This is a genomic window from Pseudonocardia yuanmonensis (assembly GCF_039542425.1).
GTDB classification, from domain to species: Bacteria; Actinomycetota; Actinomycetes; order Mycobacteriales; family Pseudonocardiaceae; genus Pseudonocardia; species Pseudonocardia yuanmonensis.
Genome location: NZ_BAABIC010000032.1, coordinates 39,885 through 61,632 on the forward strand (window position 1 = coordinate 39,885; position 21,748 = coordinate 61,632).

General features: G+C 75.2%; 21 protein-coding genes and 1 riboswitch. Of the genes, 7 read left to right on the forward strand and 14 right to left on the reverse strand.

Annotation, left to right across the window (positions count from 1 at the left end):
• Window positions 1-31: 31 nt before the first annotated feature.
• From ABD990_RS31325 to ABD990_RS31350, 6 genes are read right to left on the reverse strand one after another with little or no spacing between them, the layout of a single operon-like run.
• On the reverse strand, window positions 32-1,111 hold the full coding sequence (locus ABD990_RS31325) for an NADH:flavin oxidoreductase/NADH oxidase (RefSeq protein ID WP_345384405.1): 1,080 nt from the start codon (window positions 1,109-1,111) through the stop codon (window positions 32-34).
• Window positions 1,108-2,079 carry an amidohydrolase family protein gene (locus ABD990_RS31330; RefSeq protein WP_345384406.1) on the reverse strand — a complete coding sequence of 324 codons (972 nt, stop codon included), beginning with the start codon at window positions 2,077-2,079 and terminating at the stop codon, window positions 1,108-1,110. Before ABD990_RS31330 ends, ABD990_RS31325 begins: the two co-directional genes overlap by 4 nt.
• Window positions 2,076-2,510, reverse strand: a complete 435-nt coding sequence (locus ABD990_RS31335; RefSeq protein ID WP_345384407.1) for a cupin domain-containing protein — start codon at window positions 2,508-2,510, stop codon at window positions 2,076-2,078. Before ABD990_RS31335 ends, ABD990_RS31330 begins: the two co-directional genes overlap by 4 nt.
• Window positions 2,511-2,524: 14 nt before the next feature.
• A complete protein-coding gene (locus ABD990_RS31340) occupies window positions 2,525-3,715 on the reverse strand; it encodes an FAD binding domain-containing protein (RefSeq protein WP_345384408.1) in 1,191 nt (396 codons plus the stop codon).
• Window positions 3,712-5,088 carry an MFS transporter gene (locus ABD990_RS31345; RefSeq protein WP_345384409.1) on the reverse strand — a complete coding sequence of 459 codons (1,377 nt, stop codon included), beginning with the start codon at window positions 5,086-5,088 and terminating at the stop codon, window positions 3,712-3,714. Before ABD990_RS31345 ends, ABD990_RS31340 begins: the two co-directional genes overlap by 4 nt.
• A 29-nt stretch (window positions 5,089-5,117) precedes the next feature.
• Window positions 5,118-6,623 carry an aldehyde dehydrogenase family protein gene (locus ABD990_RS31350; protein WP_345384410.1) on the reverse strand — a complete coding sequence of 502 codons (1,506 nt, stop codon included), beginning with the start codon at window positions 6,621-6,623 and terminating at the stop codon, window positions 5,118-5,120.
• A 116-nt stretch (window positions 6,624-6,739) separates the two neighbouring features.
• Here ABD990_RS31350 and ABD990_RS31355 point away from each other — a divergent pair, with 116 nt between their 5' ends.
• Together ABD990_RS31355 and ABD990_RS31360 are read left to right on the forward strand one after the other, a co-directional pair.
• On the forward strand, window positions 6,740-8,521 hold the full coding sequence (locus tag ABD990_RS31355; RefSeq protein ID WP_345384411.1) for a helix-turn-helix domain-containing protein: 1,782 nt from the start codon (window positions 6,740-6,742) through the stop codon (window positions 8,519-8,521).
• Between the two features lie 202 nt (window positions 8,522-8,723).
• Entirely contained in the window at window positions 8,724-9,485 is a 762-nt protein-coding gene (locus ABD990_RS31360; RefSeq protein ID WP_345384412.1) for an MIP/aquaporin family protein, read from the forward strand.
• Window positions 9,486-9,488: 3 nt separating this feature from the next.
• Here ABD990_RS31360 and ABD990_RS31365 read toward each other — a convergent pair whose 3' ends face one another.
• The 3 genes from ABD990_RS31365 to ABD990_RS31375 all read right to left on the reverse strand — a co-directional run bounded on the left by ABD990_RS31365 (window position 9,489) and on the right by ABD990_RS31375 (window position 11,152).
• A complete protein-coding gene (locus ABD990_RS31365) occupies window positions 9,489-9,764 on the reverse strand; it encodes a hypothetical protein (RefSeq protein ID WP_345384413.1) in 276 nt (91 codons plus the stop codon).
• Between the two features lie 102 nt (window positions 9,765-9,866).
• Window positions 9,867-10,304, reverse strand: a complete 438-nt coding sequence (locus ABD990_RS31370) for an anthrone oxygenase family protein (RefSeq protein ID WP_345384414.1) — start codon at window positions 10,302-10,304, stop codon at window positions 9,867-9,869.
• A complete protein-coding gene (locus ABD990_RS31375; protein ID WP_345384415.1) occupies window positions 10,301-11,152 on the reverse strand; it encodes an NAD(P)H-binding protein in 852 nt (283 codons plus the stop codon). Before ABD990_RS31375 ends, ABD990_RS31370 begins: the two co-directional genes overlap by 4 nt.
• Window positions 11,153-11,290: 138 nt before the next feature.
• Here ABD990_RS31375 and ABD990_RS31380 point away from each other — a divergent pair, with 138 nt between their 5' ends.
• The gene (locus tag ABD990_RS31380; RefSeq protein WP_345384416.1) at window positions 11,291-12,265 is read left to right on the forward strand and encodes an AraC family transcriptional regulator; all 975 of its coding nucleotides are present in this window, start codon (window positions 11,291-11,293) and stop codon (window positions 12,263-12,265) included.
• On the opposite strand, the gene ABD990_RS31385 is transcribed toward ABD990_RS31380, so the two are convergent.
• Both ABD990_RS31385 and ABD990_RS31390 read right to left on the reverse strand, forming a co-directional pair.
• Window positions 12,177-13,472 carry an MFS transporter gene (locus tag ABD990_RS31385; RefSeq protein ID WP_345384417.1) on the reverse strand — a complete coding sequence of 432 codons (1,296 nt, stop codon included), beginning with the start codon at window positions 13,470-13,472 and terminating at the stop codon, window positions 12,177-12,179. The two genes, ABD990_RS31380 and ABD990_RS31385, sit on opposite strands and share 89 nt — an antisense overlap.
• A gap of 88 nt (window positions 13,473-13,560) precedes the next feature.
• On the reverse strand, window positions 13,561-14,730 hold the full coding sequence (locus ABD990_RS31390; protein ID WP_345384418.1) for a DUF2332 family protein: 1,170 nt from the start codon (window positions 14,728-14,730) through the stop codon (window positions 13,561-13,563).
• Between the two features lie 41 nt (window positions 14,731-14,771).
• Here ABD990_RS31390 and ABD990_RS31395 point away from each other — a divergent pair, with 41 nt between their 5' ends.
• Complete coding sequence (locus tag ABD990_RS31395; RefSeq protein WP_345384419.1) at window positions 14,772-15,284, forward strand: bifunctional nuclease family protein; 513 nt, start codon at window positions 14,772-14,774, stop codon at window positions 15,282-15,284.
• A 100-nt stretch (window positions 15,285-15,384) separates the two neighbouring features.
• Window positions 15,385-15,576 carry a hypothetical protein gene (locus ABD990_RS31400; protein ID WP_345384421.1) on the forward strand — a complete coding sequence of 64 codons (192 nt, stop codon included), beginning with the start codon at window positions 15,385-15,387 and terminating at the stop codon, window positions 15,574-15,576.
• Between the two features lie 25 nt (window positions 15,577-15,601).
• On the opposite strand, the gene ABD990_RS31405 is transcribed toward ABD990_RS31400, so the two are convergent.
• On the reverse strand, window positions 15,602-17,473 hold the full coding sequence (locus ABD990_RS31405) for an ABC transporter ATP-binding protein (protein WP_345384422.1): 1,872 nt from the start codon (window positions 17,471-17,473) through the stop codon (window positions 15,602-15,604).
• A gap of 101 nt (window positions 17,474-17,574) precedes the next feature.
• Here ABD990_RS31405 and ABD990_RS31410 point away from each other — a divergent pair, with 101 nt between their 5' ends.
• On the forward strand, window positions 17,575-18,471 hold the full coding sequence (locus ABD990_RS31410; protein ID WP_345384423.1) for an alpha/beta hydrolase: 897 nt from the start codon (window positions 17,575-17,577) through the stop codon (window positions 18,469-18,471).
• A gap of 107 nt (window positions 18,472-18,578) precedes the next feature.
• On the opposite strand, the gene ABD990_RS31415 is transcribed toward ABD990_RS31410, so the two are convergent.
• Complete coding sequence (locus ABD990_RS31415; protein ID WP_345384424.1) at window positions 18,579-19,466, reverse strand: bifunctional 5,10-methylenetetrahydrofolate dehydrogenase/5,10-methenyltetrahydrofolate cyclohydrolase; 888 nt, start codon at window positions 19,464-19,466, stop codon at window positions 18,579-18,581.
• Between the two features lie 14 nt (window positions 19,467-19,480).
• A riboswitch (ZMP/ZTP riboswitch) is annotated at window positions 19,481-19,569 on the reverse strand.
• Between the two features lie 96 nt (window positions 19,570-19,665).
• On the opposite strand from ABD990_RS31415, the gene yczE reads away from it, so the two are divergent.
• On the forward strand, window positions 19,666-20,325 hold the full coding sequence (gene yczE / locus ABD990_RS31420; protein WP_345384425.1) for a membrane protein YczE: 660 nt from the start codon (window positions 19,666-19,668) through the stop codon (window positions 20,323-20,325).
• A 9-nt stretch (window positions 20,326-20,334) separates the two neighbouring features.
• Here the strand turns inward: yczE and ABD990_RS31425 are convergent, their stop codons facing one another.
• Complete coding sequence (locus tag ABD990_RS31425; RefSeq protein ID WP_345384426.1) at window positions 20,335-21,696, reverse strand: carotenoid oxygenase family protein; 1,362 nt, start codon at window positions 21,694-21,696, stop codon at window positions 20,335-20,337.
• Window positions 21,697-21,748: the final 52 nt, after the last annotated feature.

Sequence of the window (21,748 nt, forward strand, 5' to 3'; positions counted from 1 at the left end):
CGGCTGAGGGCGCCGGCGGGGCCCGGTCCGCTCAGGAGGGCGGCGCGGCGCGCAGGTACTGGCGCGGGTAGCGGTCCCGCACGGTCCCTGGCTCGAGGTGCGCCGCCGCGCGCAACGGCCAGGCCGGGTCCCGCAGCGCCTCGCGGGCGAGCAGCACGACGTCGGCGGATCCCTCGTCGAGCACGGCCTCGGCCTGGTCCGGCTCGGTGATCAGGCCGACCGCCGCGACGGGGACCGCGGCCTTGGCGCGGACCCGCCGGGCGAACGGGACCTGGTAGCCGGGGCCGACCGGGATGCGCTGGTCGGGATCGAGCCCGCCGGTGGTGACGTCGACCAGGTCGACCCCGCGGTCCTGCAGCAGCGGGGCGAGGTCGACCGTCTCCTCCGGCGTCCAGCCGCCGTCGACCCAGTCGGTCGCCGAGATCCGGACGAGCAGCGGCCGCTCCGCGGGCCAGGCACCCCGGACCGCCTCCACCACCTCCAGCAGCAGCCGGACCCGGTTGTCGAAGGACCCGCCGTAGCGGTCCGAGCGCCGGTTGGCCAGCGGCGACAGGAACTGGTGCAGCAGGTAGCCGTGCCCGCCGTGGATCTCGACGACGTCGAAGCCGGCGTCGACGGCCCGGGCGGTCGCCGCCGCGAAGTCCGCGACGATCCGCTCCAGGTCGGCGGCCGTCGCCTCGGCGGGGGTCGCGTAGCCGCGGTAGGCCAGCGGCGACGGTCCGAGGGCGGTCCACCCGCCCTGGCCGACCGGGACGGACCCCCGTCCGGACCCCGGGGCGAAGGTGGCGGCCTTGCGCCCGGCGTGCCCGAGCTGCACACCGATCGGCGTGCCGTGGGCGTGCGCGAAGCCCGTGATCCGCCGCCAGCCCGCGACCTGGGCGTCGGACCACAGGCCGGTGTCCTGCGGGCTGATCCGGGCCTCCGGCGAGACCGCTGTGGACTCGGTGAGGACGAGCCCGAACCCGCCGGTGACCCGGGCCCCGAGATGGACGAGGTGCCAGTCGGTGGGCACGCCGTCCGCGCCCGCGCTGTACTGGCACATCGGTGAGAGCCAGATCCGGTTCGGCAGCGTGAGTCCGCGCAGCGTCACCGGCGTGAACAGGGCGCTCACCGGCCGGCCCCCAGGAAGGCGCGGGCGTTGGCGGTCAGCGCGGCGGCGTCGAGCCCGACGCCGGTGGCGAACCCGACGGGGTCACGCTGTGCCATGTCGAAGGGGTGGTCGCTGCCGCACACCACCGCCTCCTTGCCGACCCGTGCGACCAGCAGGTCGAGTAGCCCCGGATCATGGGTGACGGTGTCGAACCACAGGGCGCGCACGGCCTCCCCGGGCGGACGGGTCGAGTCCCGCCGGACATCGGGCCGGGTGCGCCAGCCGTGGTCCCAGCGGCCGAGCAGCCCCGGGGTGCAGCCCCCGCCGTGGACGAAGCACACCCGCAGGTCCGGCAGGGCCTCGCGGACGCCGCCGAGCAGCAGCGCCGCGACCGCGGTGGCCGTCTCGACCGGGTTTCCCACGAGGTTGGCGAGGTAGTGGTCGGCCCACTCCGGGCGCGGCAGCTGCATCGGGTGGACCAGCACGGACAGTCCGAGCCGGGACGCCTCGCCGAGGACGTGCCGCAGTACCCCGCGGTCGAGGGACGCCCCGGCGAGCAGCGGCGGGACGGCGACCCCGGCGATCCCGGGCCGTCCGGCCAGCTCCTCGAGCTGCGCGGTGGCCGGGCCGGGTGCGTCGAGGGAGACCAGGCCCAGCCCGACCAGGGCCCCGCCGGAGCCCGCGACGATCGCGCCGAGCGCGCTGTTGAACGCCTCGACGTAGGCCGCGGCCGGCCCCGCGACGGGGAAGGCGAAGGGCGGCGCGGAGAGCACCCGCACCCCGATGCCGGCGGCGGCCATGTCGGCCCGGATCGCCGGCACGTCGCTCATCGCCCGGGTCGCGATGGACAGCGGCACCGCACCGAGGTGCAGCTCCCCGTCCCGGTCGTGCAGCGGGCCGTAGGGCGCACCGGGTGGGAGGGCGAAGAGCTCCTCCGGCAGCCAGTGGGCGTGGACGTCGACCGGGCCGTCCGCGAGCGGGCCGATCACGACAGGTCCAGGGGCTGGTTGGCGCTGTCGAGGTGCTCGACGGTGGTGAACACCAGGTCGGTGTCGCCGACGTTCTCGATGTCGTGCAGCAGGTACTGTCCGGCGGCGAAGGTGAAGTGCCGGGTCTCGCCGGCGGCGTAGGCGACCTCGCGAGTCGTGCCGTCGCTGGTGTGCTGGCGGCTGCGGCCCGGGTTCACCGCGGTCCAGAAGTAGTCGAGGACGTGCCGGTGGGCGTGCCAGCGCTGGCCGGGCGCGAGCCGGATCTCCCAGACGCGGACGCGGTCGTCCGCGCTGAGCAGCCGGGAGCCGACCTCGCCGTCGAACTCGTGGGCCGCGAACTCGGCCCGCAGCTCGGGGGACCAGCCGGCGAAGTCCGTGCCGACGAGGGAGCCGGCGAGCGGCAGGTCGGACAGGAAGGTGGTGTCGCTCATGGGAGAGATCCTTTCTAGCGGCCGGGGCCGTAGAGACCGAACCGCAGGGTGGGGTCGCCGGGGGTCCAGGTGTTGCGGAACTGCGAGCGCTCGCCCATGTCCTTCACGCGCTCCAGCAGCCGGGCGCCGAGCTCGAGCTGCGCGGGCTCCCACTTGCGGAGGGCGGCGGGCACGTCGCCGTCGGCCGCGGTGAGCGCGTCGGCGAGGGCCCAGGCGTCGGCGGCCGCCTTGGCGGTGCCGGCCGCGGCATGAGGGCGCGCAGCCGCGGCACCGTCGCCGATCAGCGCGATCCGGCCGTCCGCCATCCGGGAGGACCGGACGTCGGACACGACCTGGACGTACGGTTGCGCGGTGGCGGCGACGACCTCCGCGGCGGCCGGGGCGAGCAGGGCGGCGGCGGTCTCGCGCATCTCGTCGACGTAGCGGTCCTGGACCTGGCCGGGGTGCAGCGAGACCGTGCCGGTGAAGCCGCGCTTGTCGATCAGCATCTCCGCCAGCTCGGCGCCGGCCGGGACGTTGCGGTACCAGACGTAGTTCATCAGCCGGTGCTGCGGCCCGGTGCCGCTCTCGCCGGGAATCGGGTAGAGCGTGATGTGCGAATGCGGCACGACGCTGTAGGAGATCGCGTCGCCGAGCAGCGCGCGGGTCCCCTCGCTCAGCTCGTGTTCCGGCACCGTGCCTCGCCAGCCGACGTAGCCGGAGTACTGCAGCGTCGCCTCCGGGTCGAGCAGGGAGCGGCCGATCGAGGTGATGCCGTCGGCGAAGACCACGAGGTCGGCCTCGGCGCGCCGGCCGGTCACGAACCGGACGGTGGCGTGGTCGTCGTCCTGCGCGACCCCGCAGGCGAACTCGCCCAGGTGGTACCGCTCGGTCCCGAAGTCGGCCAGCAGGGCGCGGTAGAACGTGCCCCAGGAGGTGTAGGTCCAGCGCCGCCGGTCGCGGTGCACCACGCCGTTCGCGCGGTCGAGGTACTGCACGAACTCGGTGGCGGTGGACAGCGCCTCCGGATCCTGGTCGCTGCGCTCGGCGAACCACCGGACCGTGTCGGGCTGCAGCACGATCCCGCCGCCGCGCCCGTCGAGCGGGGTGGGGGTGCGCTCGAAGACGTCGACCTCGAACCCGAGGTCGCGCAGCAGCAGCGCGGTGGTGAGCCCGCCGATCGAGCCGCCGATCACGGCGGCGCGGGCGCCTTCGTAGCCGGTCATCGGTGGGCCTCCTCGGTGGGGGTGGGGGTGGTGGCCGGATCCGTGGGCAGGGGTGCGCCGCGGGTCTCGGGGGCGAAGAACAGCCCGAGCGCGCCGAGCATCCCGACGGCGACCACGCAGGTGGTGGCCAGTCCGAGGTCGCCACCGAACCACGACGCGGCGATCACGCCGGCGACGAGCGGTCCCGCGGCGGTGAGGTAGCGGCCGATGCCGTTGTAGAGCGCCATGCCGGTGGCGCGGACGGAGGGCGGGAAGAGCTCCGGGCCGTAGACGAGGATCCCGGACAGCGCGCCGTACAGGCCGAATCCGGCCACCGGGATGCCGACCAGGAACACGGCCCAGCCGTGCGGGAAGGGGAACAGGAACGCCACGCTCGCGGCCGAGATCGCGAAGCTGGTGGCGAAGGCCTTCCGCCGGCCGATCGCGTCGGCGAGGAAGCCCCAGGTCGCGTAGCCGAGGATGCCGCCGGCGTTGAACAGCATGGAGGCCACGGCCACGCGACCGTTGGCGACCTCGGGGGCCAGATCGGCCGCCGCCGCGGCCTGCCGGATCACCTGCGGGTACCAGGTCGACACACTCCAGAAGGCGACGAGCGAGCCGGTGGCCAGCGCCGTGCCGACGAGGGTGCGCCTCAGCAGCGGCGGCGTGAGCAGCCGGTGCAGCACGAACCGGTCCTCGTCGGTCCGCCGGCCGCTCGCCCTCCGCTCCCGCCGGGCCCGGATGCCCTGCCGGACCTCCGGCGGCTCGGGCACGTGCCGGCGGATGAAGTACACGAGCAGCGCGGGCAGCACGGCGATGCCCATCATCAGCCGCCAGCCGTGGCCGCCGAGGATCGCGTAGGCCAGCGCGGCGAGGAAGAAGCCCATCGCGTAGCCGGACATCATCACGCCGCACGCGCGTGCCCGGTAGCGGTTGCGCCAGACCTCGGCGACCAGGGCGGCGCCGACCGGCGCCTCCACCCCGGACCCGAGACCGGCGACGAAGCGCAGCACGCCCAGCTGCCACCAGGTGTCGGCGAACGCCGCCAGGGCGGTGAAGACCGCATAGGTCACGATGCCGGCGGAGAGGACCCGGACACGGCCGAAGTAGTCGGCCAGGATCCCGAACAGGATCCCGCCCGTGCCCCAGCCGAAGAGGAACAGGGCGACGGTGAGGCCGCCGTAGAGCCCGATGCTGCCGCCGTTCACGGCGATCCCGCTGTGCGGCAGCAGCTCGGTCATCGCGGGGCCGAGGATCAGCGAGTACAGGCTGCCCGCGAACCCGTCGAGGGCCCAGCCCATCGTGGTGCCGGCCAGCACGAGCCACTGGGTGCGGGTGATGACGGTGCGCCAGCCGGGCGGGCCCGGCGGGTTCGGCGCGGAGGTGGTCGACATGATCGGCTCCTTCGCCGGGTCGGGACGGGTCAGTTGAGACGGACCGGCGCGTCGTCCGCGGAGGGATCGGCGCCGTACCAGTCGACGTCGTCGGCGGCGGTGCGCACGACGACGGTCTTGATCCAGGTGAAGTCGTCGAAGGACTCCGTACCGGCGTCGCGGCCGGTCCCGGACTCCTTGATCCCGCCCCACGGCAGGGAGGGCTCGAGGCGGTGGTGGTCGTTGACCCAGACCATCCCGGCCTCGATCCGGTCGGCGACGCGGTGCGCGCGCGCCAGGTCCCGGGTCCAGACGCCGGCGCCCAGGCCGAAGCGATTGTCGTTGGCCTTGGCCAGCGCGTCGGCCTCGTCGTCGAACGGCACCACGACGGCGACCGGGCCGAAGATCTCCTCCTGCGCCACCCGCATGTCGACGGTGGCGTCGGCGAGGACGGTCGGGCGCAGGAAGAACCCGCCGTCGAGCGGGGCCGGCAGGTCGGGCGCCCGGCCCCCGGCGACCACCCGGCCGCCCTCGGCGCGGCCGGCCGCGACCAGGTCGAGCACCCGGTCCCGCTGAGCCGCACTGATCATGGGGCCGAGCTGGGTGCGCGGGTCGGACGGGTCGCCGATCCGGATCGCATCGGCCCGGCGGGCCAGCGCGGCGACGAAGCGCTCGTAGCTCCCGCGCTGCACGAGGAACCGGGAGCCGGCCACGCAGGACTGCCCGGCGGCGACGAAGGCGGCGAACGCGGCGCCCTCGGCGGCGACCTCGGGAGCGACGTCGTCGAACACGACGATCGGGGTCTTGCCGCCGAGCTCGGCAGTGACCCGGGCGAACCGGCGCGCGGTGGCGACGGCGGCGGCGCGGCCCGCCTCGGTCCCGCCGGTCAGGGTGATCTTGGCGACGTCGGGGTGGCCGGTGAGCCGTTCCCCGACCTCACGGCCGCCGGTCACCACGGTCACGACGCCGTCGGGGATCCCGGCCTCGGCCAGCAGGTCGACCAGGGCGAGGGTGGACAGCGGGGTGGTCTCCGACGGCTTGACCACGACGGTGTTGCCGGTCGCCAGCGCGGCCGAGAGGCTGCGGGCGAGGATCAGCAGCGGGTGGTTGAAGGGCGTGATGATCCCGCAGACGCCAAGCGGTGCGCGCCGCTGGTAGGTGAGGTACGGGCCGTCGGAGGGCAGGACCGCGTCGCGCCGGGCGGCGAGCAGGCCCGCGTTGTAGCGGAACCACTCCGGCACCCGGGAGAGCTGGGCCCGGGTCTCGGTGACCGGGCGGCCGTTGTTGCGGGTCTCCAGCCGGTACAGCGTCTCGGCCCGCGCCTCGATCACGTCGGCGGCGCGGAGCAGGAGCCGGCCGCGTTGCGTCCGGGACAGGGCCGGCCAGTCGCCGCCGGTGAAGGCGGCCCGGGCCCGGGCGACGGCGGCGTCGACCTCGGCGAGGGTGCTGTCCGGCACCGTCCGGATCACCGCCCCGGTGGCCGGGTCCAGCACCGGCCGGTCGGCGGTCGCGGTCGCGGTGCGGACGGGAGGGGGAGAGGTGGTCGTCGTCGACATCCTGGCCCTTTCGTGGTGCGAGCGAGTGGGATCGAGTCTGGCGAGAGCCGGGGGCGGCGACGATGTCCGCCGAGACATTGTTTGCGGCATCTGGTGTCGGTCGGGACACTGCACCGGTGAGCGACGACGCGCCCGGGCTACGGACCTGGCTGGCCGCGATCGGTGCGCTGACGGCCGCCGTCAACGCCGGCCGCGGCCTGCGGGACGTGCTCGACCTGGTCGCCGCGACGGCCCGCACCCTGCTGGGGCTGGACTTCTGCGGCGTGCTGGTGCCCGACGCCGCCGAGCGGAACCTGGTCATCGCCGGGTGGAGCGGGCTGACGGAGGAGTACGTCGCGCGGGTGAACTCCGACCGGCCGGTCCGGCTGGAGGCCGACGCGAGCGGCGGCGCGCCGTCGAGCCGGGCCTTCCGCTCGGGACGGCCGTGTGCGGTCGCGGACATCTCCCGGGAGCCGAACTTCATCTGGGGCGGTGTCGCCCGGGAGCAGGGCTACCGCTCGATGCTGTCGGTGCCGCTGGTCACGGCGTCGGGCGTGATCGGGACGTTGAACAGCTACCGGTCGGCCGTGCACGAGTTCGCGGAGGAGGAGGTCGACCGGCTGCAGCTGCTGGCCGAGCACGCGGCGATCGCGATCACCTCGGCCCACGTCCTGGAGGACCTGCGGCACCAGCACCAGCTGGTGACGCGCTCGGAGGAGATCCACGAGCGGCTGCTGCGGGTGGCGGTCCGGGCCGGCGGGGTGGCCGGCATCGCCACCGCCCTGCACGACCTGCTCGGCACGCCGGTCGTGGTCCGCGACGCGCGCGGCGGGCTGCTGGCCGCGTGCGGCGACCCCGTGGAGCCCGAGCCGGAGCCCGCGTTCGTCGACCCGGCCGGGTCGGGGCCGCGGCCGCCGGGTGCGCCGCTGGTCCGCACACGGGGAGACGAGGTCGTGGCCGACGTCGTACTCGCCGGCGAGGTCGCGGCACGGGTCCTGGTGCCCGCCCGCGCCGGCGCCCTGGAGCCGCTGGCCCGGCGGGCGCTGGAGCACGCGTCGATCGTGCTGTCGCTCGAGCTGTTGCGGCAGCGGACCGCGCTCGAGGTCGAGCAGAACCTGCGCGGCGAGCTGCTGGCGGACCTGCTCGCCGGGGCGGATCCGGGCTCGGCACCGGTCCGGGACCGGGCGGCCCTGCTCGGCCACGACCTCGGCCGCCCGCACCGCGCCCTCGTCGCCCGGGTGACGGCCGAGGGCGCCGCCGCCCCGCCGGCCGCGCTGCAGCGCGCGGTGGTCGAGGCGGCCAGGCTGGCCGCGGGCATCCGGCCGCGGCCGGTGGTCGCCCAGCACCGGGACGCGGTCGTGGCGCTGTGGCCGGACGGGGACGGCGTCCCCGCGGAGGACCTCCGACGCGCCCTCGTCTCGGCCCGCGGGATCGACGACGCCAGGGTCGCCGTCTCCGGCCCGGTCCCCGCCGGGGCCGGGTTCGCCGAGGCCTACCGCATCGCCCGGGGCGCGCTCGCGGTCGCCGACGCCGGCGGCCGTGCCCACGGGGCCACGGGACCGACGATCGCCCTCGACGACCTGGGGGTCGCCGGCCTGCTCCTGCAGCTCGGTGACCCCGATCCGCTGCGGGCGTACGCCGACCGCACCCTCGGTCCGTTGATCCGGCACGACCGCGAGCACGGCACGGCCCTGCTCCGGACCTTGCGGACCCACCTCGACCAGGGGCTGGACCGGCGGGCGACCGCACGGGCGCTCACCCTGCACCCGAACACCGTGAGCCAGCGGCTGCGCCGCATCGAGGCGCTCAGCGGGCTCGACCTGCGATCCTCGTGGGCAGTCGTCGACGCCCGGTCCGCCCTGGTCGTGCTCGACGTGGCCGGGGGTCTGGAGGCCGGCAGCGGGGCGCCGAGCCCGTGAGCACGGATCGAACGCGCGTTCGGTGCACAGGTGTGGACGGACCTGTGGACAACTCCCCACGGCTGGGGACGATCACCCGGGCGAGTTTCCGGCCGCGAACGGTGCAGACAGGCGGTGTGAAGGGACGAATCGGTGTTATCCCGCGGCCACCGCCGGGCGACGCCCGTCGTCCGGTCTCCACCGCACACCGCCGGAGGTCCCCGTGACCGACATCGACACCCGCACCGAGTCCAGCGCCCCGCCCGGCCTGTACGGCTCCCGCATCGGGGTCCGCAGCACGGCCGCGACGGTGGCCGAGCTCATCGGCACCTTCGTCCTGATCTACGGCGGCACCGCCGTCGCCGTCGCCGCGACGCTCGACCGGCCGGTCGCGGGGCCGGTGTACGACTCGCTGGCGATCCCGCTGGCCTTCGGGCTGGCCCTCCTCGTCGTCGTGGCGTCGATCGGCCACGTGTCCGGTGGACACGTCAATCCGGCCGTGACGATCGGGCTCGCGGCGACGGGCGCCTTCCCGTGGCGGCTCGTGCCCGCGTACGTGATCGCGCAGATCGTCGGTGCGATCCTCGGCGCCCTCGCGACCTGGCTGACCTTCGGCAACCCCGGCCGGGACGAGGCCGCCCTGGCCGCAACGGCACCGGCGTCCGGCGTCGGCGGCGCAACGACCTTCCTCGTCGAGCTCCTCGTGACCTTCCTGCTGGTCTTCGTGGTCGTCTCCGTCGCCACGGACGACCGGGTGCACCCGAGCCTCGCGCCGGTCGCGGTGGGCGCGGCCCTGGCCGTCGCGGTCTTCATCGCGGGCCCGGTCACCGGCGGGTCGGTCAACCCGGCCCGGACCCTCGGGCCCGCGATCGTGGCCGGCGAGTTCAGCACCCTGTGGGCCTACCTGCTCGGCCCGGTCGTCGGCGGCGCCCTGGCTGCCCTGCTCTACCACCGCTTCCTCGCCAAGGGCGACAAGCCCGCGTAGCGGTCACCGGCGGCGGGTGCGGCGGGTCGCCGGCATGTCCATCCGGTCGCCGAGCATGGTCCGGCAGACCCGGACGGCATGGGTGCGCAGGTGCTCGTCGTCGGCCGCCCGGAGGGCGATCTCGTCGAGCAGCGAGGCGAGTCCGAAGGCGTACTCCGGATGCGTGAGCCCGGCGTACTGGGCCTGGACGGCGTCGTGCCGCAGCCAGGCCGCGGCCCGGCCGATGATCTCCTGGTCCGCGCGCAGGGCGGCGTGACGGCGGCGCTCGTACGGATGCACCGGTTCCCCCGAGGGTCGTGCCGAACAAGGGACGGGCCCGGGGGAAGCGGACCGGGCACCCACTCTGCCCCGTCCGCCCGCCCCGGGCCATCCCCCGCTCGGTCACACCACGAGCAGTACGACCGCGGCCACCGTGAGCAGCGTCCGCACGGTGTGCGCGCGGATCCACGGCCGCTCGAACCGCTCCCAGGCCTCGCCGTCGGCCGGGGAGCGGTCGAGCGCGGTGTTCAGCGGGATGTTCACCGCGACCGTGATCACGTGCCCGCCCAGCACCGCGAGCACCGCCCCCGCGACCACGGACCAGGCGTCGGCGAGCGCCGCGAGGACCGCGGTCGGGAGGGCGAGCAGGCCGGTGCCGACGAACAGCGTGGTGAACACCGGGTTCACGATCGCCCGGTTGATCGCCTGCATCGCGCCCGCCGCCTCCGCCGCGGGCCGGCGGTGCAGCCCGGGCATCACGGCGACCGAGAAGCCGAGGAAGAGCCCGGCCAGCAGTGCGGTGCCGATCATCGTCACAGTGACGAGAACGTGGAGGATCACGCCGTCACCCCCAGGCCGTCGGCCCAGGTCGCGACGGTCGTGGGGGTGGTCGCGTCGGCCGTCCGGCCGGAGGACCGGACGAGCCCGGAGTTGAAGGCCGCGTTCATCTCCACGTGCAGCGCGGCCACGTCCGGCGGCATCCCGGCCTCCACCAGTGCGCCGACCATCGCCTCCTCCGGCACCCGGACGTAGCCGAGGTCCGGCAGCCCGACCCGCGGCCCGAACTCGGCGACCGCCTCGGGCACGGTGAGCTCGGCCGGGCCGAGCAGCTCGCGCACGCCGGTGCGGGTGCGGGTGAGGAGGGCGTCCGCGGCCGCGTCCCCGACGTCCCGGGTCGCGATCATCGGCAGCCGGACGTCCGGGTCGACGGTGTCCGCGTGGACGCCTTCCGACCGCATGGCGTCGAGGCCGTGCAGGAACGACTCGAAGAACAGCCCGGGGCGCAGGAGAAGCACGTCCGCGTGGAGCCGGCGCAGCCGCTGCTCCTGGCGGTGCAGCGCGGTCAGGTAGCCGGTGCCCGCGGGCACCTCGGCGCCCAGCGCGCTCAGCGCCACGACGTACGGCACCCGGGCCGCCCGCAGCGCCGCGGCGACCGCCTCGCCGAGCCGGTCCTGCACGGCGTGGTAGTCCGGCGCGAACAGGTCGGACGGCAGCAGCACGTAGGCCGCGTCGGCGCCGGTGAAGGCGCGGGTCAGGAAGTCGCGGTCGGTGGCGTCGCCCTGCCACGGCTCGGCCCCGGGCACGGCGCGGCCGGAGCGGGAGACCGCCCGGACCTGCTGGCCGGCCTCCGCGAGCCGCGCCGCGACCCGTCCGCCGGTGTTCCCCGTGGCGCCCAGAACGGTGATCATGTCGGGTCCCTTCCGTCGGTCGGTGTGCGTCCAGCCTGGGGCCCGGGGACAGGACGGGGAACGGCCCGGGATCCACGTTCCTTGCTCGAACGTCCAGGCGCCCTGGACGCGCGGCCGGACGGCCGCGACAGTGGGGCCATGACGCTGCACCCGCCGTGGACGCCGACCGACGCCGTCGGGGAGGCCCTGCACGTGCTGCGGATGAGCGGCACCTTCTACTGCCGCTCCGAGCTCACCGCACCGTGGGGCTTCACGCTGCCGGCGATGCCGGGGTGCCTGTGGTTCCACGTCGTGACGGCGGGCGGGTGCCTGCTCGAGGTGGGCCACGGCGCGCGGGAGCTCGGCGAGGGCGATCTCGTCCTGGTCCCGCGCGGGGACGGGCACGTGCTGCGCAGCGACGCGGCGGCATCGGCGCCGTCCATCCTCGCGATCCCGCACGAAATGCCGGACTCGCGCTACGCCGTGCTCCGGCACGGCGGCGGCGGGGCGCCGGCGACGATGGTCTGCGGCGCGGTCCGCTTCGATCATCCCGCCGCGCGCACGCTCGTCGGATTGCTGCCGGGCCTGATCCACGTGCCGGTGTCGCCCCTGACCGACCGGCTGCGCGACACCCTGAGGCTCATCGCGCTGGAGGTGGAGGAGCTGCGGCCCGGCGGCGAGGCCGTGATCACCCGGCTCGCCGACGTCCTGGTCATCCAGGCGATCCGGACCTGGATGGCGACCGACGCCGCGGCCCGCACCGGCTGGCTCGGCGCGCTTGCCGACCCGCAGATCGGTCGCGCGCTGGCGCTGGTGCACCGGGACCCTGCGCGGGACTGGTCGGTCGCGGCGCTCGCGGCGGAGGTCGCGATGTCCCGGTCGGCCTTCGCGGCTCGCTTCACCGCGCTGGTCGGCGAGCCGGCGATGGCGTACGTGACCCGGTGGCGGATGCACGTCGCGCTGGACCGGCTGGCCGGCGGCGACACCGTGGCCCGGATCGCGGCGGACCTGGGCTACCGGTCCGAGGCGGCGTTCAGCCGGGCCTTCACACGGGTGGTGGGGGAGCCGCCGAGCGCGGCGCGCCGGGCCCTCGCGGCGCGGGAGGACCTGGCGCAGTGGGCGGCCGCGGGGTGACCTCCGGAGCCGGGCGAGCCGACCGCGGGGTGACGAGCGCCCGCGCGGCCGGGCTCGCCAGCCAGGCCGCGGCCACTGCCGACACCACCGCGAGGCCGGCGAGGCCGGGCACGAAACTGCGCCCGCCGCCCACGACCGCGAGCAGCACGGGCACGAAGAAGCCCAGGTAGGAGCACGCGTAGAAGGTGCCGGTGAGGGCGCCGCGGGCAGCGGGGTCGGCCAGCATCGCGACGAGCGTGAGCCCGGTCGCCAGGCAGATCCCGTAGGCCAGGCCGAGCAGCACGGACACGGGCAGGACGAGCGGCCAGGCCCCGCTGACGTCCGCCAGCAGCCCGAGGGCGATGCCGGCGGCGCCGAGAACGAGCGCGATCGCGCCGGGCCAGGTCGTCCCGAGGCGGCGGACCAGCGGCTGGACGACGACGCCGGTGCCCATGGTCAGCCCCGCCACCAGCCCGGTGACGGCCACGCCGATACCCGGCATCACCGGCTCCAGCTGCAGGGGCAGCACGTTGACCGCGGTCGCGGCGTAGGCGAACACCCCGATCGCGATCGGCACGACCACCAGCCCGAACGCCCGGCCCGACCCGCGCGGGACGCCGAGGTTCACCAGCGGGCCGCCGGTCCGTCGCCGCTCGGGCGGCAGCGTCTCCGGGACCCTCGGGAGCAGCGCGAGCGCGGGCAGCATGAGGCCGACGTGCACCAGGTACGGCAGCACCGCGGGCGCGTGCGCCCACTGCCCGAGCAGCCCCGACACCAGCGGGCCGAGCGCCCAGCCGCCACCCAGGGCGACGGCGGTCAGCCGGGCGGCCCGCGCACCGCCGTCGCCGGTGGCGGACATCAGCTCGCCGAGCCAGGCGGTGCCCACGCTGAACACCACCCCGGACACCGCGCCCTGCAGGAACCGCCCGGCGAACAGCACCCACGGCGCGGCGGGCACGGCGAGGAAGGCCAGCGTGGTGACCAGCGCGAGCGCCACGAACGGGACCACCACCCGGCGCCGGCCGACCTTGTCCGACAGCGGCCCCGCGAGCAGCAGGGCCGGCACCAGCCCGGCCGCGTACACCCCGAAGGCGGTGGTCAGCGCGGTCGGCGAGAACCCGAGCGTGGCGCGGTAGTGCAACAGCAGCGGGGTGGGGACGTTCGTGCCGTACGCGACGGCGAAGACCACGATCCACAGCGGAACCCACCCCGTGGCGGCTCCGTCCACCGCGCGACGCCCTCGTCCCCGCACCCGGGCACCGTAACCCGATCAGGGCTCGACCCGGGAGCCGATCCGGCCGGACGACGGTCGGGAGTCAGCGCGGGAGCCACTCCAGCCAGGCCGCGCTCGGGTGGGCCCGCCCGAGCACCCTCCCGCGCCGCTCGCCGTCGCGCACCGAGACCCGTCCGACCACGCCGAACACCCCGCCCTCGCGGTTCTCCGCGATCCAGTGGTCGGGCACGTCGAGGCCCTGGACCGTCGCGCGCGCCCCGGGCCCCAGCGGGACCAGCGGGTCGATCGAGATCCACTCGACATCCCGGCCGAGCCGGACCAGCTCGGCGTCGAACGCGGCCAGCCGCTCCGGCCCGAGGAACACGTGCACGTAGGTGTCCACCAGACACACCAGCGCCTCCAGCGGCAGCGTCGCGACGGCCCCGGCCAGGGCGTCGACGACGTCGCCGCGCACGATCGGAGCCGGCTCGGCCAGGGCCAGCTCGGTCGCAGCGGCGAACCGCTGCACCGCGCCGGCCTCGGGCGGCACGCAGGCGGCGAGCCAGGCCCGCGTGGCGGGGTCGGCGAGATCGTGCGGCTCGACGTCGACGCCCACCCGTGCGGCGATCGCCGGCGGCTGCGCCGGGATCGGCGGAGCGGCCCCGCGGACCTCGCAGGACAGCTCCAGGGGGCCGTGGCCGCAACGCAGCTCCCGGCCGCCCGGCAGTCGGTAGCGGTAGGCGTAGCGGTCGGGGCGCAGGCCCAGGCCCGCGCCGGTGCCGAGGTCGACCAGCGCGAGCGGGCGCGGATCGTCGGCGGCGATCGCGGCGAGCACCGGCAGCACGTCGAGGCACCGCGCGACCTCGGTCATCTGGTAGCGGTGCCCCGCGCACAGCCGGGCGAGCTCCGCCCGCTCGGCGCGGGCGAAGGCGGCGAGCGCGGGGCCGAAGCCGTCGTCCCGGGCCGGCTGCGCGCCGCCGGGCACCGGGAAGTAGCGGGCGAGGTCCCCGGCGCGCTCGTCGGCCAGCCGGCGGACGGCGGCGGAGAGCAGGAGGGCGGGCTGGCGGTCGGGGGGCAGGTCGGCGGCGATGCCGAGCAGTACCTCGTCCGTCGCGATGCCGCGGAGCAGGGCGGCGGTGAGCCACCAGCTCGGCGGGGCACCGGGCGCGGACCAGGCGTCGGCGACCGCCGTGGCCTGGGCGGCGACCTGGGCGGCGCGGTCCGTCACACGTCCGGGCTCGCGGTCGCGCTCCCTGCCGTTAGCAGTCTCCATTTGAGACAGGGCGTGCACGTGTGATCCAGCACACTGAGCGGATGCGTCCGATGCAGGTGCTGCGGCTGGTCGTCCACGCACGGAGCCGGCAGCCGGTGCTCGTGCTCGGCGAGATCGACGGCTCGCGGTGCGTGCCGATCTTCCTGCGCCCCCAGCAGGCCGAGGTGATCGCGGTGGGTCCGCGCACCGGCGGGGACCCGGCCGCTGCCGAGACCTCCCTCGTGCAGGACATCCTGGTCCCGCTCGTCGGTGCGCTCGGCGCGCGGCTCACCGGCGCGGAGATCACCGACCTGGTCGACGGCGTCTACACCGCCGAGCTCGTGCTGCGCGACGAGGCGGCGGCCGAGGTGCGGGTGAAGGTCCGGCCGAGCGACGCGCTGGCCGTCGCGGTGCGCGAGGGGCTGGCGATCGGGGTCGCCGACGCGATCCTCGACGAGGTCGGGCAGGACACCTCGGAGGTGTTCCCCGACGGTACGGACGCCCCGCCCGCCGAGCAGCTGCGGGAGTTCCGCGAGTTCCTCGACGACGTCACGCCGGACGACTTCCGGCGCTGAGCGGAGCGATCATCGGGCGCTGAGCGGAGCGATCATCGGGCGCTGAGCGGGGCGATCACCGAGCGCTGAGGCGGAGGCGCGGGAGGAGGCCGAGACGGGCGTGACGCCCTGGCAGTGGATCCGCGCTCGCGAGGTCGAGACCCGCGCGGTCATGAAGTCCGGCTCCTTCCCCAAATCCGTGCGGGTCTTCCTGCACGCCGACACGGGCTTCGACCTCGACACGATCGTCGAGACCGGCCTGGCGAGGATGCTCGACGGCATCGTGGCCCTGGTCCCCCGTGAGTGGCGATAGCCGCAACTGTCGCCACTCACGAGGGTCAGGCGGCGGCGGGCTCGGGCTCGTCGAACTGGGTGCGGTAGAGCTCGGCGTAGCGGCCGTCCCGGGCGAGGAGCGCCTCGTGCGTGCCGCGTTCCACGATCCGCCCCTGCTCCACGACGAGGATCTGGTCGGCGTCGCGCACGGTGGACAGCCGGTGCGCGATCACCAGCGCCGTCCGCCCGTCCAGCGCCTCGGCCAGCGCGGCCTGCACCGCCGCCTCCGAGGTCGAGTCGAGGCTCGCGGTGGCCTCGTCGAGCACCACGATCCGCGGCCTGGCGAGGAGCAGCCGCGCGATCGTCAGCCGCTGCCGCTCCCCGCCGGAGAGTCGGTACCCCCGCTCGCCGACGACGGTGTCGAGCCCGTCCGGCAGCGCCGCGACCAGTGCGCCGAGCCGGGCCCGCCGGAGCGCCGCCCACAGCTCGTCCTCGCCCGCCCCGGGTGCCGCGAGCAGCAGGTTCGCGCGGATCGTGTCGTGGAAGAGGTGGCCGTCCTGCGTCACGAACCCGACGTCGCCGTGCAGGTCCGCCGCCCGCAGGTCCCGGACGTCGACGCCGCCGACCGTCACCGCGCCGCCGTCGACGTCGTAGAGCCGGGCGAGCAGCTGCGCGATCGTCGACTTGCCGGCCCCGGAGCTGCCGACCAGCGCGGTCAGCGAGCCGGCCGGGACGGTGAACGAGACGTCGTGCAGCACCGGGTCGCCGCCGCGGGTGTCGAGCGTCGCGACCTCCTCCAGCGACGCCAGCGACACCCGCGCGGCGGCCGGGTAGGCGAAGTCGACGTGGGAGAACCGCACGTCGAGCGGTCCGTCGGGCAGCGCCCGCGGCTCCGCCGGGTCCTGGATCGCCGGGTCCAGGTCCAGCACCTCGAACACCCGCTCGAAGCTGACGACCGCGCCCATCGCCTCGACCCGCGCCCCGGCCAGCGCGGTGAGCGGCGCGTAGAGCCTGGTCAGCAGCATCGCGAGGGACACGACGGCACCCGGGGCCAGCATCCCGCCCAGCGCGAGCCCGCCGCCGACGCCGTAGACGAGCGCGAGCGCCAGGGCCGAGACCAGCGTCAACGCCGTCACGAACACCCACTGCACCATCGCCGACCGCACGCCGATGTCGCGCACCCGGCCGGCCCGCGCCGCGAACTCCGCCGACTCGTCCGCCGGCCGCCCGAACAGCTTGACGAGCGTGGCGCCGGGCGCGGAGAACCGCTCGGTCATCTGCGTGCTCATCGCGGCGTTGTGGTCGGCGGCCTCGCGCTGCAGCCGCGCCAGCCGGGAACCCATCCGCCGCGCCGGCACCACGAACACCGGCAGCAGGAGCAGCGCGAGCAGGGTGACCTGCCAGGAGATGCTCAGCATCACCGCGAGCGTGAGGACCAGCGTCACGAGGTTGCCGACCACCCCGGACAGGGTGTCGCTGAAGGCCCGCTGCGCGCCCAGGACGTCGTTGTTCAGGCGGCTGACCAGCGCACCCGTGCGGGTCCGGGTGAAGAACGCGACCGGCATGCGCTGCACGTGGTCGAACACCGCGGTCCGCAGCTGCAGGATCAGCCCCTCGCCGATGGTCGCGGAGAACCAGCGGGTGAGCAGCCCCAGCCCGGCCTCGGCCACCGCGACGACGGCGATCAGCCCGGCCAGCCCGCCGACGACGCGCAGCCCCTCCCGGGCGTCGATCGCGTCGATCACCCGGCCGGCCAGCAACGGCGTCACGACGGTCAGCACCGCCCCCGCCACGCTGAGCAGCACGAACGCGGCGATCCGCCGCTTGTGCGGCCTCGCGAACCCCGCGATCCGCCGCAGGGTGACGGGCACCGGCGCCCGCGTCTCTTCCCGCTCCCGGGAGGCGGTGCGCAGGGCGCTCCAGGTGTTGACGTCCATGCGGGCGACGGTAGGAGCTGAAGTTCGCTTCAGGTCAAGTGTCTGGACGCGCGCGGCCGGGCCGACGAGACTGGTGGGCCCCGATCCTCCAGGAGGTCGCGATGACGCGACGGGACGTCGAGTTCGACGCCGAGGGCACCACCCTGCGCGGCTGGTTCTACCGCGCGGAGGGCGCGACCGGCCGCGCCCCGACGATCGTGCTGGCGCACGGCTTCTCCGCGGTGAAGGAGATGTACCTGGACCGCTACGCCGAGCACTTCGCGGCGGCGGGGCTGAACGCCCTGGTCTTCGACAACCGCAACTTCGGCGCCAGCGACGGCGAGCCGCGGCAGGAGATCGACCCGGTCGCGCAGGTCCGCGACTACCGGCACGCGATCACCTACGCGACCACGCTCGACGAGGTCGACGCCACCCGCATCGGGGTCTGGGGCTCCAGCTACTCCGGTGGACACGTGCTGGTGGTCGGCGCGATCGACCGCCGGGTCAAGGCCGTGGTCTCCCAGGTCCCGATGGTCAGCGGCTCGAAGAACATCGGCGAGCTGGTCCGGGCGGACTTCCGGGCGGGCTTCCGGGAGATGTTCGACGCCGACCGCGCGGCCCGGTACGTCGGCGACCCACCCGCCATGGTGCCCGTGGTGGCGGAGGACCCGCTGGCGCCCTCGGCCCTCCCGACGCCGGACTCGTGGACCTGGTTCACCGAGACCGGCAAGCTCCGCGCCCCGTCCTGGCGCAACGAGGTGACCCTGCGGACCGTCGAGATGCTCGGCGAGTACGAGCCCGAGGCGTACATCGCGCGGATCAGCCCGACGCCGCTGCTCATGGTCGTCGCGCGGGAGGACCACCTCACACCCGCCCACCTCGCGATCGACGCCTACGAGCGGGCGCGTGAGCCCAAGGCGCTCGAGATCCTCCCGGGCGGGCACTTCGACGCGTACGTCGACGACTTCGACCTCGCCGGCACGGTGGCGCGGGACTGGTTCGTCCGCCACCTCACCTGACCCGGCGCGGCACACCCGGCGGCGATCCGCACACCCGTCTGAACGAACGGCACTCTCGCTCATTCCTAGTGAGCGGAAGTGCCGTTCGCTCATCGGGTCCCGGGCGCTCAGGCCTTCCCCGTCGCCTTCTCGGTCGCCTTTTCCGTCGCCTTCTCGGCGGCGGCGACGACGTTGCGGAAGAGCATCGCGACCGTGGTGGGGCCGACCCCGCCGACCCGCGGGGTGATCGCGCCGGCGACCTCGGCACAGGACTCGTCGACGTCCGGGAGCAGCTTCTTCCCGGAGTACCGCACCCCGCCGCCGATCACCGTCGCACCGGGCCTCACGTGCTCGGGCCGGATGATCCCCGGCACCCCGGCGGCGGCGATCAGGATCTCGGCGCGCGTGGTGTACCGCTCCCAGTCCGGCACGCCGGTGTGCACCACGGTGACCGCGGCGTTGGCCGTGGGCCGCTTCTGCGCGAGCAGCATCGCCAGCGGGCGGCCGAGGGTCGCGCCGCGGCCCAGGATCACGACCTCGCGCCCGGAGACCGGGATCTCGTGGAAGGCCAGCAGCTCCTCGATGCCCGCGGGCGTGCAGGGCAGCGGCCCGGGCAGGCCGACGGCCAGGCGCCCCATGTTCATCGGGTGCATGCCGTCGACGTCCATGTCCGGGTCGAGCTCGGCCAGCGCGGCGTCGTAGTCCAGGTGGCCGGGGATCGGGTACTGGATCAGCAGGCCGTGCACCGCGGGGTCGTCGTTGTAGCCGCGGATCGTCGCGACCAGCTGCTCCTGGGTGGTGACCTGCGGCAGGTGCGTGTGCGGCGAGTCGATGCCGAGCTCCGCGGCCTGCTTCTGCTTGATCCGGATGTAGCCGGCCGAGGCGTCGTCGTCGCCGACGAGGATCGTGGCCAGGCTGGGGGTGACGCCGCGGGCGCGCAGCGCGTCCGCCCGGGCGGTGACGTCGGCCAGGACCCGCTCGGCGACGGGCTTGCCGGGTAGCAGTCGTGCGGTCATGGGTTCCCTCGTGACGCGGGGGCCCAGGCGGTCGACCCCCGCGGACGTCAGCTCCCCGATGGTCGTTGCCATCCTCGGTATGCCGCCAGTCGCGCGTTCGCCATGATTCTTCCACGCGCGCACGGGCCGCCGTCCACTCGTGGCCACCGGTCGTGGATTGGCCCTTTCCCGACAGGCCACCCCCACCGACCCTGGGAGGGTGGATCTCCGCCCGCTCCCCGTCACGCACGCCCCGCTGCGCCGGCTCCCGCAGCTGCTCGGCGGCCTCGCGCTCTACGGCACCTCGATGGCGATGCAGGTCCGCGGGGCGCTCGGGCTCAACCCGTGGGACGTCCTGCACCAGGGCCTGGAGACCCGGCTGCCGCTGAGCTTCGGGCTGATCACCGCGATCACGGGCGCCGCGGTCCTGCTGCTGTGGATCCCGCTGCGGCAGCGGCCCGGCGTCGGCACCGTGGCCAACGTCGTGGTGATCGCCCTGTCGGTCGACGCCGCCCTGGCCCTGATCCCCGAGGCCCACACCTGGCCCGCGCGCGTGGCCCTGATGACCGGCGGCATCGTGCTCAACGGCGTGGCCTCGGCCGCGTACATCGGCGCGCGGCTCGGCCCGGGCCCGCGGGACGGCCTGATGACCGGCCTCGCCGCCCGGACGGGCCGGTCGATCCGGCTGGTGCGGACGGCGATCGAGGTCGTGGTGCTCGTGTCCGGCTGGCTGCTCGGCGGCACCGTCGGGATCGGCACGGTGCTCTACGCACTGGCGATCGGCCCGCTCACGCAGGCGTTCCTCCCCCTGTTCCGGGTGCGGGGGCCGCGGCCGCCCGCTCCCGCGCCCGCCGCACCTGCCGGCCGTTCCACACCATGAGCCCGGCGGTCACCGCACCTCCGGGGAGGGCAGGTCGGCGTCGGGGATCCACGAGCCGTGGAATCCGGCGGGCACCCCGCGTGGCAGCGTCACCCGGGCCACCGGCGCGCCGGCGACGTCCGTCGCGTCGAGCACCAGCAGCTCGGAGGCCCGGCCGTCCCGGGTCGTGGTGATCGAGAGCAGCCAGCCGTCCGCCTCGCCCCGGTCCGGTGCCTCGGACGGGACGAACACCGCCTCCCCGGCCACGACGTGCGGCCCGAGGTGGTGCGCCGCGACGCTCCCGCGCTCGGCGTCGTGCTGGAGGATCCCCTCGGTGTCGGAGACGGCGTAGAGGTACCGGTTCGGCCGGCCGACCCGCGCGTCGTCGACGGTCGGGAACTCCAGGCCCTCCTCGGACAGCTGCGCCTGGCTCACGGTCCCGGCGGCGGGGTCGATCGTCCAGCGGTGCAGCGTGGCGACCCCGGCGGCCGCGGCGGCCGACGCGTGCCCGGACGGGCTCGGGCCGATGGCCTCCCAGGCGGCCGCGATGGCGTCCCGCGAGTAGCGGGCGGCGTCGAGCACGATTTGCCCCGCGGCGTCCTCGTGGGCGTTGCCGACGTGGAAGACGTAGCAGGGGTCGATCTCGAACCACCGCACCTCGCCGGGCCGGTCGAGCGGCATCACGCCCAGGCGGGCGCCGTACGTGTCGTCCCAGCCGTAGGGCAGGCCGGCCCGCATCTGGAAGGTCATCGGCAGGTCCAGGAACACGGCGTGCCGGTCGGTGATCGCGAAGTCGTGCATCATCGTCGGCCCCGCGACCGGGACCTCCGCGCTCTGCACGAGCTCGCCGGCCGCGGAGAGCCGGTGGTAGGTGAGGTACGGCGGCAGGGCGCCGTAGCCGAAGAAGTGCAGGTCGCCGGTGACCGGGTCGGTCTTGGGGTGCGCGGTCATCGCCGTGGTGAGGCGGCCGCGGAAGTCGTCCGGCCCGACCGTGTCCAGCTCCGGCGTCACGACGTACGGGAAGCCGTTCTCCACCAGCGCCAGGATCCGCCCGCCGTGCTCGACCACGTGGGTGTTGGCGACGACGGCGGTGCGGTCGAAGGTCCCGTCCGGCCGGAGGAAGGTGCGCCCCTCCATCGTCCCGGTGCGCACCCAGCGGTTGCGGTACCACTCTGCGCGGCCCTCCCGGACCCGCACGCCGTGCAGCATCCCCTGGCCGGCGAACCAGTGCCCGGGGTCCTGGCCGGGCAGCGGGTTCGGCCCGTTCCGGAGGTACCGGCCGGTGAGCTCCGGTGGGAGCGTTCCCGTGACGGGCAGGTCGACGGCCTCGATCTCGTCCGGCACCGGGGCGAGGTGGCCCTGCAGGTAGAGCGGCGTCTCCGTCGTCGTCATGGGTGAACGGTGCACCCTCTGCGACCTACCTGTCAATAGTGACATGTCGATG